Annotated in this window: 17 protein-coding genes and 1 pseudogene; 11 read left to right on the top strand and 7 right to left on the bottom strand. The window is 63.4% G+C overall.

Features of this window, described 5'->3' with window-relative positions; translation table 11 throughout:
- A pseudogene (locus AC1DX0_RS09290) lies at positions 1 to 240 on the bottom strand (2-isopropylmalate synthase); the annotation flags it as partial.
- Positions 241 to 669: 429 nt separating this feature from the next.
- Here AC1DX0_RS09290 and AC1DX0_RS09295 point away from each other — a divergent pair.
- The 3 genes from AC1DX0_RS09295 to AC1DX0_RS09305 are packed head-to-tail and all read left to right on the top strand — an operon-like array spanning position 670 to position 2,931.
- Positions 670 to 1,836, top strand: coding sequence for an ATP-grasp domain-containing protein (locus AC1DX0_RS09295; RefSeq protein WP_477355065.1), 1,167 nt, complete (start codon positions 670 to 672; stop codon positions 1,834 to 1,836).
- A 4-nt stretch (positions 1,837 to 1,840) separates the two neighbouring features.
- The gene (locus AC1DX0_RS09300) at positions 1,841 to 2,617 is read left to right on the top strand and encodes an esterase family protein (RefSeq protein ID WP_477355068.1); all 777 of its coding nucleotides are present in this window, start codon (positions 1,841 to 1,843) and stop codon (positions 2,615 to 2,617) included.
- Positions 2,617 to 2,931 (top strand): nuclear transport factor 2 family protein, encoded by a 315-nt coding sequence (locus tag AC1DX0_RS09305; RefSeq protein WP_477219841.1) that lies wholly within the window; start codon positions 2,617 to 2,619, stop codon positions 2,929 to 2,931. Before AC1DX0_RS09300 ends, AC1DX0_RS09305 begins: the two co-directional genes overlap by 1 nt.
- 2 nt (positions 2,932 to 2,933) lie before the next feature.
- Here the strand turns inward: AC1DX0_RS09305 and AC1DX0_RS09310 are convergent, their stop codons facing one another.
- Positions 2,934 to 4,466, bottom strand: a complete 1,533-nt coding sequence (locus AC1DX0_RS09310; RefSeq protein WP_477355071.1) for an MFS transporter — start codon at positions 4,464 to 4,466, stop codon at positions 2,934 to 2,936.
- A gap of 148 nt (positions 4,467 to 4,614) precedes the next feature.
- Here AC1DX0_RS09310 and AC1DX0_RS09315 point away from each other — a divergent pair, with 148 nt between their 5' ends.
- The 6 genes from AC1DX0_RS09315 (at position 4,615) to AC1DX0_RS09340 (ending at position 9,514) form a co-directional block, all read left to right on the top strand.
- The gene (locus tag AC1DX0_RS09315) at positions 4,615 to 5,502 is read left to right on the top strand and encodes a LysR family transcriptional regulator (RefSeq protein ID WP_477219839.1); all 888 of its coding nucleotides are present in this window, start codon (positions 4,615 to 4,617) and stop codon (positions 5,500 to 5,502) included.
- Between the two features lie 129 nt (positions 5,503 to 5,631).
- The gene (locus AC1DX0_RS09320; RefSeq protein WP_477220280.1) at positions 5,632 to 6,093 is read left to right on the top strand and encodes a MarR family winged helix-turn-helix transcriptional regulator; all 462 of its coding nucleotides are present in this window, start codon (positions 5,632 to 5,634) and stop codon (positions 6,091 to 6,093) included.
- 48 nt (positions 6,094 to 6,141) lie between these two features.
- Positions 6,142 to 6,651 carry a cysteine hydrolase family protein gene (locus AC1DX0_RS09325; protein WP_477219838.1) on the top strand — a complete coding sequence of 170 codons (510 nt, stop codon included), beginning with the start codon at positions 6,142 to 6,144 and terminating at the stop codon, positions 6,649 to 6,651.
- Positions 6,652 to 6,678: 27 nt separating this feature from the next.
- Positions 6,679 to 7,008 (top strand): hypothetical protein, encoded by a 330-nt coding sequence (locus tag AC1DX0_RS09330; RefSeq protein ID WP_477219837.1) that lies wholly within the window; start codon positions 6,679 to 6,681, stop codon positions 7,006 to 7,008.
- Complete coding sequence (locus tag AC1DX0_RS09335; RefSeq protein ID WP_477219836.1) at positions 7,005 to 8,285, top strand: MFS transporter; 1,281 nt, start codon at positions 7,005 to 7,007, stop codon at positions 8,283 to 8,285. Before AC1DX0_RS09330 ends, AC1DX0_RS09335 begins: the two co-directional genes overlap by 4 nt.
- 149 nt (positions 8,286 to 8,434) lie before the next feature.
- On the top strand, positions 8,435 to 9,514 hold the full coding sequence (locus AC1DX0_RS09340; protein WP_477219835.1) for a siderophore-interacting protein: 1,080 nt from the start codon (positions 8,435 to 8,437) through the stop codon (positions 9,512 to 9,514).
- A gap of 23 nt (positions 9,515 to 9,537) precedes the next feature.
- Here AC1DX0_RS09340 and AC1DX0_RS09345 read toward each other — a convergent pair whose 3' ends face one another.
- The 4 genes from AC1DX0_RS09345 to AC1DX0_RS09360 all read right to left on the bottom strand — a co-directional run bounded on the left by AC1DX0_RS09345 (position 9,538) and on the right by AC1DX0_RS09360 (position 12,361).
- Positions 9,538 to 10,638 carry an AbrB family transcriptional regulator gene (locus AC1DX0_RS09345; protein ID WP_477219834.1) on the bottom strand — a complete coding sequence of 367 codons (1,101 nt, stop codon included), beginning with the start codon at positions 10,636 to 10,638 and terminating at the stop codon, positions 9,538 to 9,540.
- Positions 10,639 to 10,705: 67 nt separating this feature from the next.
- Entirely contained in the window at positions 10,706 to 11,014 is a 309-nt protein-coding gene (locus AC1DX0_RS09350) for a putative quinol monooxygenase (RefSeq protein WP_477355073.1), read from the bottom strand.
- Positions 11,015 to 11,077: 63 nt separating this feature from the next.
- The gene (locus tag AC1DX0_RS09355; RefSeq protein ID WP_477219832.1) at positions 11,078 to 11,860 is read right to left on the bottom strand and encodes an SDR family NAD(P)-dependent oxidoreductase; all 783 of its coding nucleotides are present in this window, start codon (positions 11,858 to 11,860) and stop codon (positions 11,078 to 11,080) included.
- Positions 11,861 to 11,923: 63 nt separating this feature from the next.
- Positions 11,924 to 12,361, bottom strand: coding sequence for a DsrE family protein (locus AC1DX0_RS09360; RefSeq protein WP_477219831.1), 438 nt, complete (start codon positions 12,359 to 12,361; stop codon positions 11,924 to 11,926).
- A 95-nt stretch (positions 12,362 to 12,456) separates the two neighbouring features.
- On the opposite strand from AC1DX0_RS09360, the gene AC1DX0_RS09365 reads away from it, so the two are divergent.
- Together AC1DX0_RS09365 and AC1DX0_RS09370 are read left to right on the top strand one after the other, a co-directional pair.
- Positions 12,457 to 13,560 (top strand): hypothetical protein, encoded by a 1,104-nt coding sequence (locus AC1DX0_RS09365; protein WP_477355076.1) that lies wholly within the window; start codon positions 12,457 to 12,459, stop codon positions 13,558 to 13,560.
- A gap of 28 nt (positions 13,561 to 13,588) precedes the next feature.
- On the top strand, positions 13,589 to 14,293 hold the full coding sequence (locus AC1DX0_RS09370; protein WP_477219829.1) for a DUF4272 domain-containing protein: 705 nt from the start codon (positions 13,589 to 13,591) through the stop codon (positions 14,291 to 14,293).
- 265 nt (positions 14,294 to 14,558) lie between these two features.
- On the opposite strand, the gene AC1DX0_RS09375 is transcribed toward AC1DX0_RS09370, so the two are convergent.
- Entirely contained in the window at positions 14,559 to 15,506 is a 948-nt protein-coding gene (locus tag AC1DX0_RS09375; protein WP_477355079.1) for a cation diffusion facilitator family transporter, read from the bottom strand.
- Positions 15,507 to 15,510 lie beyond the last annotated feature (4 nt).

Here is a 15,510-nt window from a genome sequence, read left to right on the forward strand (position 1 = left end):
GAACATGCGTGCCTTGCGCTCATGGCCCATCGGATCGATCAGCGCCTGGTTGCCGTCGCGCAGGTCGACCGAGCACCAGATCGGCGCCTTGTCGATCACCTTCGAGGGCCAGGTCCGGTCGGTGAGACCAACGGTCGGATAGGGCTGATATTTGCGGGCCGCGTCGGGCATGCCGCGGGTTGGCTGAACATCCTTGCCGGCACCCGCGGCATCAGGGCGGATTTGTTCTCGTGCGTTCATCGTCTTGTTCTCCCGGCGGCCCTCGGATCCGTCCTGGACGGATTGCTGGCGAGTGGCGCCTTTACCAGATTTTCGTTCGCTTGATGTGACTGCCAATTTCGAGACTGGCCAAGGAGCATGCGCTTGCGCGGCGGTTCGACCGCCGGGCGCTCCTTCAGCGAACCCGGCGATCGCCGATAAGGCCGAGAAGAAGCAGGGTCGAGGCAAGCGCGCGCACGGTCTCGCCGGCAAAGCCGGTCTGACGGGAAGCGGTGATGGCGCGCGTGTTCATGGCGGTTCTCATACAGGAGCGCCCCCGCAGAGGCAAGCGGGGTGCTGAATCTGTTGAACATTGTCCCTGATGCGGACGCTCTTCCCCACGCGCCGCAAATGCGCCAGACTTGACCGGAGGCGGGGCTGCGGTGCCTTGTTACCGAGAGGGGATTGTCCATGAATTTCGTGTTCTTCTCGCCGCATTTTCCGGCCAATGGCGCCGATTTCTGCGACCGGCTGAAGAAAGCCGGCGCCACTGTGCTCGGCATTGGCGATGCGCCCTATCAGGCGCTGGACGGCAGGCTGAAGGCAGCGCTTTCGGAATATTACCGYATCGCCGACATGGAGGACTACGATSCGGTGTTCCGGGCGATKGGCCATTTCATCCACAAATGGGGCCGCATCGACCGCTTCGAATCGCTSAAYGAGCAYTGGCTGGARCTRGAAGCCAACATCCGCACYGACTTCAAYATCTAYGGYACCAAGCTCGATTTCGTGAAGAATCTGAAGCGCAAGAGCCGCATGCGCGCCTTCTTCCGCAAGAGCGGCGTCGARACCATYSCGCAGCGCAAATGCTCCGACCGWRCCGGSGCCATGACCTTCATCCGCCGCGTCGGCTATCCCGTCGTGGTGAAGCCGGATTCGGGCTCTGGCGCTTCCAACACCTTCAAGATCTCCAACACAGCAGAACTCGACCAGTTYTTCMRGGAMAAGCCCGAGGAYGTCASCTTCGTYATGGAGCAGTTCATCGAGGGGCTGGTRGTGACCTWTGACGGGCTGGTCAACCGCGACGGCGAGGTGGTGCTGGCGGCGAGCCACCGCTACGACCAGAGCGTCATGGAGGTGGTCAACAAGGACCGCCATATGAGTTACACCTGCTTTCCCCGGATCCGGCCTGTTGTCGAGGAGGCCGGCCGCAAGATCCTCAAGGCGTTCGACGTGCGCGAGCGCTTCTTCCATATCGAACTGTTCGAGACCARGGACGACCGGATCATCGCGCTGGAGGTCAACATGCGGCCGCCCGGCGCCTGGATGACCGACGCCATCAACTACACGTTCGATATCGATGTGTACGCAGCCTGGGCCGACATGGTGGTCAAGGACGCCGCCGGCGGCCCCTATGAGGGCAAGTATTTCACCGCCTATGCCAGCCGCAAGCGGCACCTCCACTATTTGCACAGCCACGAGGACGTGCTAGCCGCGCACCGCGACAAGATCGTCCACCATCAGCCGATAGAAGAGGTTTTCAGCCGCGCCATGGGAAATTACGCCTACCAGATGCGCTCGAAGGATCAGGCTGATCTGCGCGAAGCGGTCGCCTATGTCCACGCGGAAAAGGCCTGAGGCCATGGACATCTCCTATCACAAGCATTTCTCGGACAAGCTCGGCCGCGACATGGAATACAAGCGCTATGGCCATGCCGGCCGGCCGGTGGTGGTGTTCCCGACCTCGCAGGGRCGSTTCTATCAGTTCGAGGATTCCGGCGGCGTGGGCGCGCTTGSCGARTTCATCGACACCGGCCGCATCCAGCTGTTCACGGTCGACGGCRTCGATTCGGAATCCTTCTTCRACAAGCATGCCGACCCCGCACACCGCATCGCGCGGCACGAGGCCTATTTCCGCTATGTGCGCGAGGAGGCGCTGCCGGAAATCCTGTCCACCGCATCGGCCGCCAATGGCGGGCGCCAGCTGAAGCCGCTGTTTTCAGGCTGCTCGATGGGCGGCTACCATTCCTCGAATTTCGTCTTCCGTTTTCCCGAACTCGCCTGCGGCGTCATCTCGCTGTCGGGGGTCTATTCGGCCCGCGATTTCTTCGGCAAGGCGCTCGACGGCGACATCTTCTACAACTCGCCGCTCGATTATCTGCCCGGCATTGTCGACGCAAAACTGCTGGCGCGGCTGAAGGCGCTGAGGCTGATCTTCTGCTGCGGGCAGGGCGCCTGGGAAGAGCGCATGCTGGTCGAGACGCGTCGGCTGGAACAAATCCTGCGCGACAAATCCATTCCGGCCTGGGTCGATTATTGGGGCGGCGACGTCAGCCATGACTGGCCATGGTGGCACAAGCAGCTGGTCTATTTCTTCGGCCGCTGGCTGGATGATGATCTGATGCACCGGCTGGATTGATGACCACACCCGACCCCATCCGCCGCTTCGTCGAGGCCACCAATGAAGGAGACACTGAAGCCTTTCTTGGCACCTTTGCCGACGATGCGTTCTTGAGGGACTGGGGACGATCGTTCCAGGGCCGCGAGCAGATCGCCCGCTGGAACCAGTCGGACAATATCGGCGTGAAATCGCATCTCAGCATCGTCAGCATCACGCCGGCTGAAGGTACGTATCGCGTCCGCATCGCCGTCGAAGGCAAGGGCTTCAACGGCGAGGGTGACATGACCTTCACGCTGGATGGCGACCGCATAGCGAGCCTTGTCATCAGCTGACATTAGCCTTCCTGGCATGCCGGCAGCGGGACGGTCTCATGTTCCGCGGCCGATCCGCGACGCAGGCCGAGGAAGACGACAAGGGCGGTGACGACGGTGATTGCCGCCAGCACGATCAGCAGCCTGTCGAACGCCGTCTCGTAGGCCTGGACCAAAGCAAGGGTGCTGGCCGTCGGCAGATGCTGCGCCGTTTCACCGACATTGCCGGTCACCAGCAACTGCGCTGCTGCTGCGGCATCCCTGGAAGATGCTCCCTGGGCGGCGAGCTGCGCGGCAGTGAAGCCCGACAGGATCGCCATGACGATCGCCACCGCCACACCCTCGCAGGCGACACGCGTGGTGTTGAATATGCCGACCGCCATGCCGGCGCGCTCCCGCGGCACGACGCTGACGGCAAGCCCGTCCATCAATCCCCAGGGCAGGGCGATGCCGACGCCGATCAGCACCAGCGGCGCCACCAGTGCGACGTCGACCGGTGGTGTCAGGCTCAGCCAGACGAGGCCGGCGGCGGCGATGAGCAGGCCCGCGCCGCAGATCGTGGCCGGCGGGATCCAGCGCGCCAGCTGGCCGGCAAGCAAGGGCAGGATCAGCAACGGTCCCGACAGGCAGATCATCAATTGCCCGGCCTTGATCTCGCTCATCCCTTCGATGCCGATGAAACGGATCGGCAACAGCACGAGCAGGACGACGAAGCCATAGGCGGGTGCCGCCGCCAGAAACTGGACGCCTACGAAACGAGGAAAGCGAAACAGCGTGAGATCGAGCATCGGCCGGCGCACACGCCGCTCGACGATAACGAAGGYGGTGAAGAAGAGGATCGCCGCCGCGAGCAGGGCGATGACGAGGGGATCGGCCCAACCGCTCTGCGGCGCCTGCAGGACACCATAGGTCAGCGAGACCAGCGCTATGGTGAAGGTGCCGGCGCCCACCCAGTCGAGGCCGGTCGCGTCCGGGTCACGCGATTCCCTGATGGTGCGCAGGCCCAGCACTCCCGAGGCGATCGCCAGTGCTGCGACCAGAACAAAGATCGACCGCCAGCCGAATGCCGAGATGAGCAGGCCCGAGGCGATCGGACCGAAGGCGAGGCCGATGCCGAAACTGGTGCCGAGGAAGGAGAAGGCGCGCAGCCGCAGCGGCCCTTCGAATTCCTGGGCAAGCGCCGAGGCGCCGCCGGCGAAGGCCAGGGCACTGCCGATCCCTTGCACGGCTCTGAAGATGTCGAACCAGACGATGTCGGGCGCCAGCATGGCGCCGAGTGACGCCAGGACATAGAGGCAGAGGCCGGCAAGGAAGATGCGCTTGCGGCCGTGGTTGTCGGCCAGCGCTCCAGCCGCCATCAGGCTGGCGCCGAAGGTCAGCATGAAGGCGTTCGTCACCCAGTTGAGCGCGATCGGGCTGCCGCCGAGATCGGCCGCGATGCGGGAGAGTGCGACGGCCGGGCCGGTGAAGGTCAAGGGCATGGTCATCGCGGCAAGGCATACCGACAACAGCACGAGCCATCTCTCGGCCGAGCCGGTTGTGATCTTCGAGGTCATGGATTTTCCTATCTGAAGCAGCATCCGCCGGCATGCCGCGTGGGTCGTGGCGCCGGTCGTAACGACAAGATAAGTCGACGGCCTTTCAGGAAAAATGGTATTATATCTCCTGATATACCGGACTGAAACGCTCGAATGGAAGAATGCGATGGATCGTCTCAGTGGCCTCCTGGCCTTCGCTCGCACCGCCGAGTTCGGCAGTTTCATTGCCGCCGGGCGTGCGCTCGGCATTTCGGCTTCCGCTGTCGGCAAGAGCGTCGCGAGGCTCGAGCAGGAACTCGGCGTGCGGCTCTTGCAACGCAGCACGCGGCGCATCGGCCTGACGGAAGAGGGCAGGCTGTTCAACGAGCGGGTGCGGCGCATCCTCGACGACATCGACGACGCCGAGGCGATGCTGTCGCGGACGCGGGAGACGCCGCACGGACGGCTGCGCGTCTCGACCCCGATCGTCACCTATCATCTGCTTTTGCCGGTGCTGTCGGAGTTCATGGCGCGCTATCCCGAAATCGAGCTCGACATCGATTTCAACGATCGCATCGTCGACGTCATCGAGGAAGGCATCGACGTTGCCATTCGCAGCGGCCAACTGCCCGATTCACGATTGGTGTCGAGACCCGTTGCACCTTTTCGCATGCTGTTGTGCGCGGCGCCCTCCTATCTCGACCGCCACGGCACTCCCGGCGTGCCGGCGGATCTCATCAGCCATTTCGGCATAAACTTCCGCTTTCTCAACAGCGGCAGGCTGCTGGAATGGCCGTTCATCACCGGAAGCGCTGAGCCACAGATCCGCTCGATGCTGACCTGCAACAACATGGAAGCGTTGAAGGGCGCCACGATGGCCGGCCTCGGCATCGCCTGCATGCCCGATTTCCTGGTCCGCGAGGCGCTGCACGACGGCAAGCTGCGGATCGTCCTGGACGATCATATCGACGGCCGTGGCCAATTCAGGATGCTGTGGCCCTCCAATCGCCATCTGTCACCGAAGGTGCGCGTCTTCGTCGATTTCCTTCCCGAACGCCTTTCGGCGCCGCGATAGCCGGCCAGCGGGCACGAGCTCTGCCGGCCAGACGACACGGGCTTTGGTCGGCCTGAGGTCACGGCCTTGTGATTGCCAAATGTGAAGTTAAACTTTGAAGTTTACCTTCATATCTGCTACAAAGCAGCCATGAAGGATCAATTGCCTCCGCAGAACGACCCCGAAACTATGCATGCGATGGCTTTGGCGGCCGAGCTTCGGGTCGTCGCCGGCAGGCTGATCCGGCGCCTGCGTGAACAGGCAGGCGACGGCGATCTGACCTCGTCGCAGAAGTCGGTGGTGCTGCATCTTGACCGAGAGGGTCCGGCGACGGTCACGACGCTGGCGCGCGCTCAGGATATGCGTCCGCAATCGATGGGCGCCATTGTCTCGGCTCTGCAAATGGCCGGTCTGGTGGAAGGGGCGCCGGATCCGGCCGATGGCCGGCAGACCCTGCTGTCGCTCACATCAGCCTGCCGGGACATGATCGCGACCGGACGGGCGGCAAGGCAGGATTGGTTGTTCCGCGCCATTCAATCGAAGCTTGACAGCGAGGAGCAGCAGCAACTCGCAGGCGCCGTCGAACTGCTCAGCCGCCTCGCCGACTTCTGACCAATCGTCTGGCGCGCCGCTGTTTCAATCATCGGAAGGAAAATAGGGATGGCAGTCACCACGCTTGACCAGAAAACTGCACTCGTCGTCATCGACCTGCAGAAGGGCATCGTCTCCTTGCCCACTGTCCATCCAATGGCTGAGATCGTGGAACAGGCCTGCACACTCGCCGAAGCGTTCCGCGGCGGCGGCTTGCCGGTCGTGCTGGTCAACGTTGCCGGCGCGCCTTCCGGCCGGACGGAGCAGGCGCCTCGCGTGCGGGAATTTCCGGCCGGCTGGGCTGATCTTGTCCCTGAGTTGAAGCAGCAGCCGAGCGACCACATCGTGACCAAACGCACGGCGGGCGCCTTCGTCAACACCGACCTCGAAGCCTGGCTGAAAGGCGAGGGCGTCACCCAGGTGGTGATCGTCGGCGTCTCCACCAGCATGGGCGTCGAAGCGACAGCGCGCCATGCCCGTGATCTCGGCTTCAACGTTACGCTGGCGCTGGACGCCATGACCGACATGAGCCTCGATGCCCACGCCGCCAGCATCGCGCACGACACGGGACATTCTTGATCTCCTGACAAAAAGGAGCGCCTGACGATGCAATGGATTGACTGCGTGGCCTATTTCTTCGGTGGCGCCGTGCTGACGAATGCCGTGCCGCATTTTGTCAGCGGCGTGATGGGACGGCCGTTTCAAAGCCCCTTCGCCACACCGCGTGGCCAGGGCCATTCCTCCTCGACAGTGAACGTTCTGTGGGGATTTCTCAACCTCGCGATCGGCTATCTTCTGGTGCTCCGTGTCGGAGGTTTCGATCTGCGATCCACGGCTGACGTACTCGCGTTGGGGCTGGGCACCCTCCTCATGGGGGTGATGACGGCGCGCATGTTCGGCCGCTTCAACGGCGGCAATTCCCCGGCCGACGGATGAGCGCTGCGGCAAAAGGCACGTTCCGTTCGCTGGCCAACTTCAACTACCGGATCTGGGCCGGCGGCGCGATCGTGTCCAATGTGGGGACGTGGATGCAGCGCACCGCGCAGGACTGGCTGGTGCTGACGCAACTGACCCACAACAACGCGACCGCCATGGGTGTGGTGATGGCGCTGCAGTTCGCGCCGCAGATCCTTCTGCTGCCATGGACGGGCTTTGCCGCCGATCATCTCGATAGGCGCAAGCTGCTGCTCGCCACGCAGGGCGCCATGGGCCTGCTTGCGCTCGGCCTTGGCCTGCTCACCGTCTCCGGACTGGTGCAGTTGTGGCAGGTCTATGTCTTCGCCTTCCTGCTCGGCTGCACGACAGCGTTCGATGCGCCGGCGCGCCAGACATTCGTCTCGGATCTGGTCGGCGAGAAAGACCTGTCGAACGCCGTGGCGCTGAATTCCACCTCATTCAATGCGGCGCGGATGATTGGCCCTGCCGTCGCCGGTGTCCTGATCGCGTCCGTCGGCTCCGGCTGGGTCTTCCTGATCAACGCGGCCTCGTTTGCCGCTGTGCTCTCTTCGCTTGGCCTGCTGCGTGTCGGTGAACTGCATCTGAAGGACAAGGCGTTGCCAAGCCGGGGGAGCCTTGCTGATGGCTTCCGCTATGTCTGGAAGCGCTCCGACCTTCGAGCCATCCTTCTGATACTTTTCCTGATCGGCACGTTCGGGCTCAACTTCCCGATCTTCATTTCGACCATGTCCGTCTCCGTCTTTCACGCGGGCGCCAGCCAGTACGGGCTGTTGACGTCGACCATGGCGATCGGATCGGTCACCGGCGCACTGCTTGCCGCAAGGCGCGAGCAGCCTCGACTGGCGTTTCTTCTTGTGGGTGCCGCGATCTTCGGCCTCGGTTTCGCGCTGGCTGCGGTGATGCCAAATTACTGGCTGTTCGGCCTTACGCTTGTCGTCATCGGCGTCTCCGCGCAGACGATGACCACCTCGACGATCAGCCTTGTGCAACTCTCCACCGAGCCTGCCATGCGCGGGCGTGTGATGGCGATACTGCTGGCCGTAGCGCTGGGTGGCACTCCGGTCGGCGCGCCGCTGGTTGGTTGGGTAGCCGATCATGTCGGCCCGCGCTGGGCGCTTGGCGTGGGCGCTGTTGCCGGCTTTGCGGCTGTTATCGTCGGGGTCCGCTATCTCGTGACGTATCGCCACCTGCGCGTGCGGATCGAGGCAGGGCGTCTGCGCTTCGGCCTAGATGATGGCAAAGCCGAGCCAGCATAGGCCTCCCTCTCCAGCGCCCTTATAAAATATGATTACTGAAGTCATGTTTCCTGTGGAAACCCCGACAGCGCTGTGGCATGCCCGACGATAGCGACGAGGCCAGGATCTTTCGGCGGCTTCGTTTGAACCGCTATTGAAGGATTTCAGCGATGGATCAATTGAGTGCGCAAACCCGGATCAGCGACGCGGCGATCATATCAGCGATCGAGCATCTGCGCGCCGAGCACGGCGAATTCGAGATCGAAACCGGCGCTGCCGATCGCTGGGAGCTTCGCCTGTATTATGGGTCGTTGAGCGCCACGCTCGAAGGCGATGCCATGCTGATCCACGTCGCGGCTACGGACGAAACCTGCCTGTCCTATATGAAGATGACGGTTGCCGGCCATGTCGCCCAGCATCTCGGCGCGGCCAGTGGATTGCGCTGGCAAGGCGACGGCAGCGATGCCGGCACGCCGGTCTTCTTCCGCGAGATAACGGTGATGTCGTCGATGCGGATTTCGCCGCACATGCAGCGCCTGCGCTTCGCCGGTGCGGATCTCGACCGCTTCAGCCATGGCGGCCTGCACATGCGGCTGCTGTTGCCGCCGCGTGGCCGGCGGCCGGTCTGGCCCTCCATGGGCACTGACGGCCTGCTTGTCTGGCCCACGGGCGTGGATGCGCTAACCGTCCGAGTCTACACGATCCGGGCAATCGATGCGGCAAGCGGCTGGCTCGATGTCGATTTTGTGCTGCATCCCGGCCAGGATACGCCAGCCGCCGTCTTCGCGCAGAATGCTCGGGCGGGAGACGTGATCGGCATGATCGGACCCGGTGGCGGCGATGCGCCGGAGGCGCGGACCCTGCTTCTCGTCGGTGACGACACCGCGCTGCCAGCTATCGGCAGGATCCTCGAGCAGCTGCCGCCGTCAACCCGAGTGGAGGCGCTCATCGAAGTCGATGGTCCGGATGATCGGATCGAGCTGCCGCAAGGCGGGAACATCGACATCACCTGGCTCTACCGGCATGGCCGCGAGGCCGGCGCCACCGGCCTGCTGCCGGCCGCGCTCAGGGAGCGCAGCCACGCCGCACTTGCCGACGGTCTCTTCGTCTGGGCCGGATGCGAATTCGCCGACTTCCGCGAGATCCGTAAGATCGTGCGCAAGGAATGGGGCCTGCCCCGCGACAGGCATCTGGTCACCGCCTATTGGCGCCGTGGCGCGCCGGGCGAGAATGGGGGCGGCGAGGAATAAGGCGCCGCCGGCGCCGAAGCAGGTCAGTCCCGGATGCTTCTGGCCACCAGCCGCGCGACGCTCGGGCCGACCAGCAGCACGATCAGGAAGCGCGCCGATTGCAGCGCCATGACGAAGGAGATGTCGACGTTTTGCGCCGCGGCGGCGATGATGGCAACGCTGTCCATGCCGCCGGGGCTGGTCGCCAGATAGGCGGTCAGCGGATCGATGCCCAAGAGATGGCTGATCAGGAAGGCGAGCCCGCCGCAAAAGGCGATCAGCGCCACGATCGAGGCGATGATCTGCGGCAATGCACGCGTCGCATGGCGCAGGATCGGCTTGGTGAAGTTGAGCCCGATCGACCAGCCGACCATGGCGTAGCTGACCGCCAGCAGCCAAGGCGGCAATTGTATTTCAACCCCCAGGCCGAGATGGATGACGGTGCCGAAGATGAAGGTGCCGAGGAAGAAGGGCGAGGGCAGCCGGCACAGCTTACCCGCCAGCCCGCCGACCAGCGCGATGCCTGACGTAGCGGCGAAGGCCTGGGCATCGATCGGCGGAAACCAGACGATGGCCGGGACTTCGATGCCCGATGTGTCGACCCACATCTTGGCGACGATCGCCGCAGTCATCGAAACGAAAATGACGCGCAGATACTGCATGAAGGCGACGAGGCGCTGGTCGGCGCCGAATGCGCCAGCCATCAGCACCATGGCGGTGGCTGCACCCGGCGAGGAGCCCCAGACGGCGGTGGTGCCGGGCAGGATGCGCCAGCGGCTGATCAGCCAGCCAAGCAGGCTGGAGGCCGCGACAGTGGCGATCACCACGCCAAGGAAGAGCGGCCATTCCTGATAGAAGACGGGAAAGATGTCAGCCGAGATCGACGCGGCGACAAGGCAGCCGACGATTGCCTGGGCGGAGCCGAACAGCAGGCGCGGCACGCGCACCGTGGCGCCATTGGTGCCGGCGACGATGGCCGCCAGCATCGGCCCGATCAGCAGCGCCGCCGGCAGAGCGGCGAGTTCGAGCGCACCGGCAAACAGCGCGGAGATGGTGAGCAGGATCAGCCATTGCCAGGGCCTGCCGATCCGCGCCATACGCTCAATGGCGGGCTGGTCAGGAGGCTGCTGCGCCGAGGAATCCATTTCTCGGTCTTAGACGCGAAGCGGGGCTATGCGAACCCCGCCGTGCTGAAAAAGCTGAACGCAGGTCTCAGCCCGTCTTGCCGTCAACCAACCCGAAGCCGCCGACGGGATGGGTTTCCACCTGGAACTCGAAGCCGGCGATGAAGGGGCGTGCCTTGGCGATGGCCGCCTGGACTTCCGGAAGCTGCAGCGAGGCCTTGTGGCTTTCGGCGTCGGTCCACACTTCAGTGACCCAGATCGCATCGGCATCCGCAGGGTCGCGGGCGATGATGTAACTCAGGCAACCGGGCAGGGCGCCGGTGCTKTCGCGCAGCASGTCCATGACCGCRTCGCGCTGGCCGCGCGMYGCSCGCATCTTGCCGATCAGTCCGTACATTCTGTTGTCTCCCTTCAAAGTCTCCGACAAGAGTATGCGGGCTTTCAGTATGCAGATAGCCGGTCACGGCATCAACTGGCCGCCGTTCACCTCGATCACCTGGCCGGTGATATAGCCGCTCAACAGATCGGACGAGAGGAACAGATAGGCGCCGACGCAATCTTCGGCGGTGCCGGCGCGCCCCTGCGGAATGGTGGCGACCATGCCCCTTATCTGCTCCTCGGTCGAATAGCGCTCATGGAAGGGTGTGAGTATGACGCCCGGCGCCACCGCGTTGACGCGGATGCCGAAGCCGATCAGTTCCTTGGCCATGCCGCGCGTGACATTGGAAACGAACGCCTTGGCCGAACCATATAGCCCGGCGCCGCCGGCGGCGCCGTTGCGGGCGGCGATCGACGAGGTGTTGACGATGAAGCCGCCCTGTTTCTTCAGCCACGGCATTGCCTTGCGTGAGGCGGTCAGCACCGAGCGTGCATTGAGGTCCATCACCGCGTCGTAATGCGCTTCGGTCTGTTCGGCATAGGGCACGCGGCCAAGCATGCCGCCGGCATTGTTGACCAGCCCGTCGAGGCGGCCGAAATGCTGGGCACTGTCCTCGACGACGCGTTCGACATCGGCGGAAATGGAGAAATCGCCTTGAACAAGGAAGACCTCGCCGCCACCGTCGGCAATGGTCTTGCCGAGCTTCTCGGCGGCATCGCGGCTTGAATTGTAGTGCAGCGCCACCCTGGATTTCTGCGCGGCGTAGGCCAGCGCGAGCGCCGCGCCGATGCCGGTCGAGGCACCGGTGATCAGTACCGCCTTGCCGGCGAGATCGGGAATGGTAAGCGCGGTCGTGGCGGGCACTGCTGGTCCTCCGGAGGGTTCAACGAGACCAGCCGTTCCCGGCCCCGGAGTCAAGACTGTGCACTATGGCCTGAGATAGGCATAGCCCTGGCTTTGCAGTTCCACGAGCTTGACGACGCCGCCCTTGTCGGCGGCATGGAAACCGGCGAGCAGGTCGGCGAGCGAAATGTCCATGCCCTGCATGGTGTTGGCGCAGGCCTGCGGCTCGAGCCCCTGCTGCACCAGGCCGGCGAAGCGGCCGGAGACTGCGGCCGATATGCCTTTCGACTTGAAGGCGGCCAGGGCCGGGCCATGCACGACCAGCACGATGTCGACATTGCCGCCGGTGCCCTCATAGTGGTTCTTGATGTTGCCGAGCACGAAATTGACCTTGTCCAGATCGCTGAGGTGATAGGCGACCTTCAGCCGTGTGGTTTCCGTGGCTGCCGCCTGCACAACCCGCAGGCCAAGAAATGTTCCGGTTCCGGCAAGAACCGCGCGGAACATGTCGCGCCGGCGCATGGCATCCTCCCTGGATTTCACCGCGATTTGCGTGGCTCCGGCCGCAATACTAGCATAACTTGACGCTACGTCCTGTCGATGCGAGGAGAGGTCACATGACGTTCAGGGTAGGGGCATGGAAGACAATTGCGAGCGCCGGATTTGGCGTTGCGCTGCTCGGTTTGCTGGCAGGCACAGCCGTCGCCGACGACGCGCTCAAACTTAGGGAACTCAGCCCGAACGGCGCGGACGCCTGTTTCGGCCGGGTCTATGACGCGGCGCACCTCAAGGCGCATCCGAAGCAGAAGGTGGCGCGGATCTTCTTCTACTACGGCCATGACCCGGTTAGCAGGCCGAACGAGGAACCGGCCRCGAATTCCGACACCTCCTATAATGGCTTCGTCACCACCACGGTGCGCGGCGCCAAGGCGCCGCAATGGGCMAGCGGCTGGTGCAATCACGAATCCGAGGACGGCACATCGGGCCCGATCCGCTGCGGCATGGATTGCGACCGTACGCTGGCGTCGCTGAAGGTCGACGACAAGGGCCGGGTGCTGCTGTCCGACCTGTCGCCCGATATCTACCTCGATCCGGACTCGGAGGAGCAACTCGGCAAGGCGGAATACGACAGGCAGGCGCTCGGCTCGGAGGACGACAATTTCCGCCTCGACCCGATGCCGGCGGCGACCTGCAAGGCGGAGTTCGCGCGCATCGATCCGATCGATCCGGCGCTGGGGGCGCCGCTGCGCGAGCGGCTGAAGCCCGACCAGCCCTTCTGCTATGGTCGCGATTACGATGCGGCGCATATGAGCTCGCATTCCAACCAACTGACGCAGTCGATCCGGGTGTTCCGCGGGCCGGTGGAACTCGCTTCCTACGCCTCTGGCGGTGACGTCGCCAACTGGCCCGACGGCGCCGACATTGCCGTCTCGGTCACCACGCGGCTGAAATCGGGCAAGGTCACGCAGACCTATTCCTGCCAGGGCGAGGCCGACCAGTGGCGCTGTGCCGCGAGCTCGAAGATGAGCGATTTTTCCTGCGACATCGCGCAGAAGGAAATCTTCCTCAAGCGCGGCGCCAACGGCATGATGATGCTGGCAAATCCCAACAGCAGCCTGGCGATCGTCGATCTCTGCTCGAAGGCCGCCGACGGCAAGACGAAGTCGGACGACAAGGTCTATCGGCTGGAACCAATGCCGCAATCGGCTTGTGCGCCTTAATCACTATAGCAGCTATTTGGCAATCAACATGATGCGTCGCAGCTTTCTTGGTTTTCTGACTTCCTTGGCCTTCATCGGTGCCGCTAACGCTGAAGGCGAGGCTGAGGCTCGCAAGGCGGCCTCAACAGCGCAGTTGAAGAAGGAGGGCGTGCCCTTCATTGACCATTTGCCGACGATCGAAACCGCAGCCGAAAGTCGGCGACGGACGAGGGACGAGGTGGTTAAGCGCGCCATCGCACTAGTGATCGTGGCCGTCAAAGGGGAGACCAATGATCGAAATCTTGTAAGCAACTTGATCAGCCAGTTTGGAGCAGAAGGGTTTTTTACGCCCAAAGAGCAAGCGTTTGTCGGTAACACCGTTGCAACCGAGCAAGATCGGGCAAATTTTAGCTGGCGCTATGAAGGGGCTTTCGTAATGTTGTGGGCGTTGCAAGTCTTCAAAGACCTTGGGCGTCCAGATAGGCCTTGCGATGTGTCGCGTGTGGTTTCGATGTTGCATGACCTCGACACGGAAGGGCTGCTCAAGCGGGCCAATTTGCGTTCGCAAAGCGACCTTCTCGATGCTGCCGATCTGATCTATCGGTACGATTGGGCTGTGGTGGATGCGCGGGTGAATGGGAAAGCCGCGCCGGCAGGATTGGAACGAGACGTGGTTGTCGAACGTCATTACGCGCTCAATTGGCTGATTGGGTATATGGGGCAGGAATGGGATGACATCTCGACCGACACATGATGAGCCGGTCGCAAGCGGGGTGCTACCTTGGATCGGACTTCGCTTGCCGAGTTTGGATTTGACGAGCTTAGACGGTTCCTGACGGTTTTGCCGAGGCCGAGTTGGCGCGCCCTTGATCAGCAGGCGCGGCCCGATTTGGAGACCTTATTCAGGAACCAACGCCTGGATGGAGCCATTCAAGGGTTACCTCTCATGGCGGTAATGGCGCGATCGATCCGGCGAGGTCGGCAGATCCTCGCCCGAGGATGATGCCCTGAGTTTTTTCTCAAGCAAACGGCACCGCCGTCGTCCCCTTCGGCAGCTTCGCCTCATCATCGGGCTCGACGTGGATGGTGACGCGCACCGAGGGGATTTCGGCTCTCAGCGCGTCCTCGATGCGGTCGCAGATGACGTGGCTGGCGCCGACCGTCATGTCGGCGTCGACGACCAGATGAAACTCGATGAAGGTGGCGCGGCCGGCGATGCGGGTTTTCAGGTCATGCACCTCCAGCGCGCCCTTGCAGTTGGCGGAGATGATGTCGCGGATGCGCATGTGTTCGGCGGTGTCGACGGCGCGGTCCATCAATCCGTTCATCGAAGAGCCGATGACATGCCAGCCCTGCCACAGGATGTTGAGCGCGACGATGACGGCAAGCGCGGGATCAAGGATCTGCCAGCCGGTCAGGATTGCCCCGACCAGGCCGCCGAAGACGCCGATCGAGGTGACGACGTCGGTCATGAYGTGATTGCCGTCGGCGACCAGCGCCGGCGATTTCTCGGCCCGGCCGACGCGGATCAGCGTCCAGGCCCAGAAGGCATTGATGACCGTGGCGATACCGTTGACGGCAAGGCCGTTCCAGGGCTTTTCCAGCGGCGCCGGCGCCTGCCAGGAGCGCCAGACCTCGTTGAGGATCAAAAGTGCGGCGAGCACGATCAGCACGCCTTCCAGCACCGCCGAGAAATACTCGGCCTTGTGGTGACCGAAGGGGTGGTCCTGGTCGGCCGGCTTGTAGCTGACCTGGATCGCCCAAAAGGCGGCGCCCGAGGCAATGACGTTGACGATCGATTCCAACGCATCGGAATAGAGCGCTACCGAGCCGGTGATGTACCAGGCGGCTGCTTTCAGCGCGAGYACGACAAAGGCGACCACGATCGACCAGAAGGCAAGGTTGGCAACCTTGCGCTTCGCGGCCGCCTTGGCTGCGATCGCCATCGTGTTCTCGGCTTCGGCCATCGAG

Source organism: Mesorhizobium sp. P3_A9 (assembly GCF_056402975.1).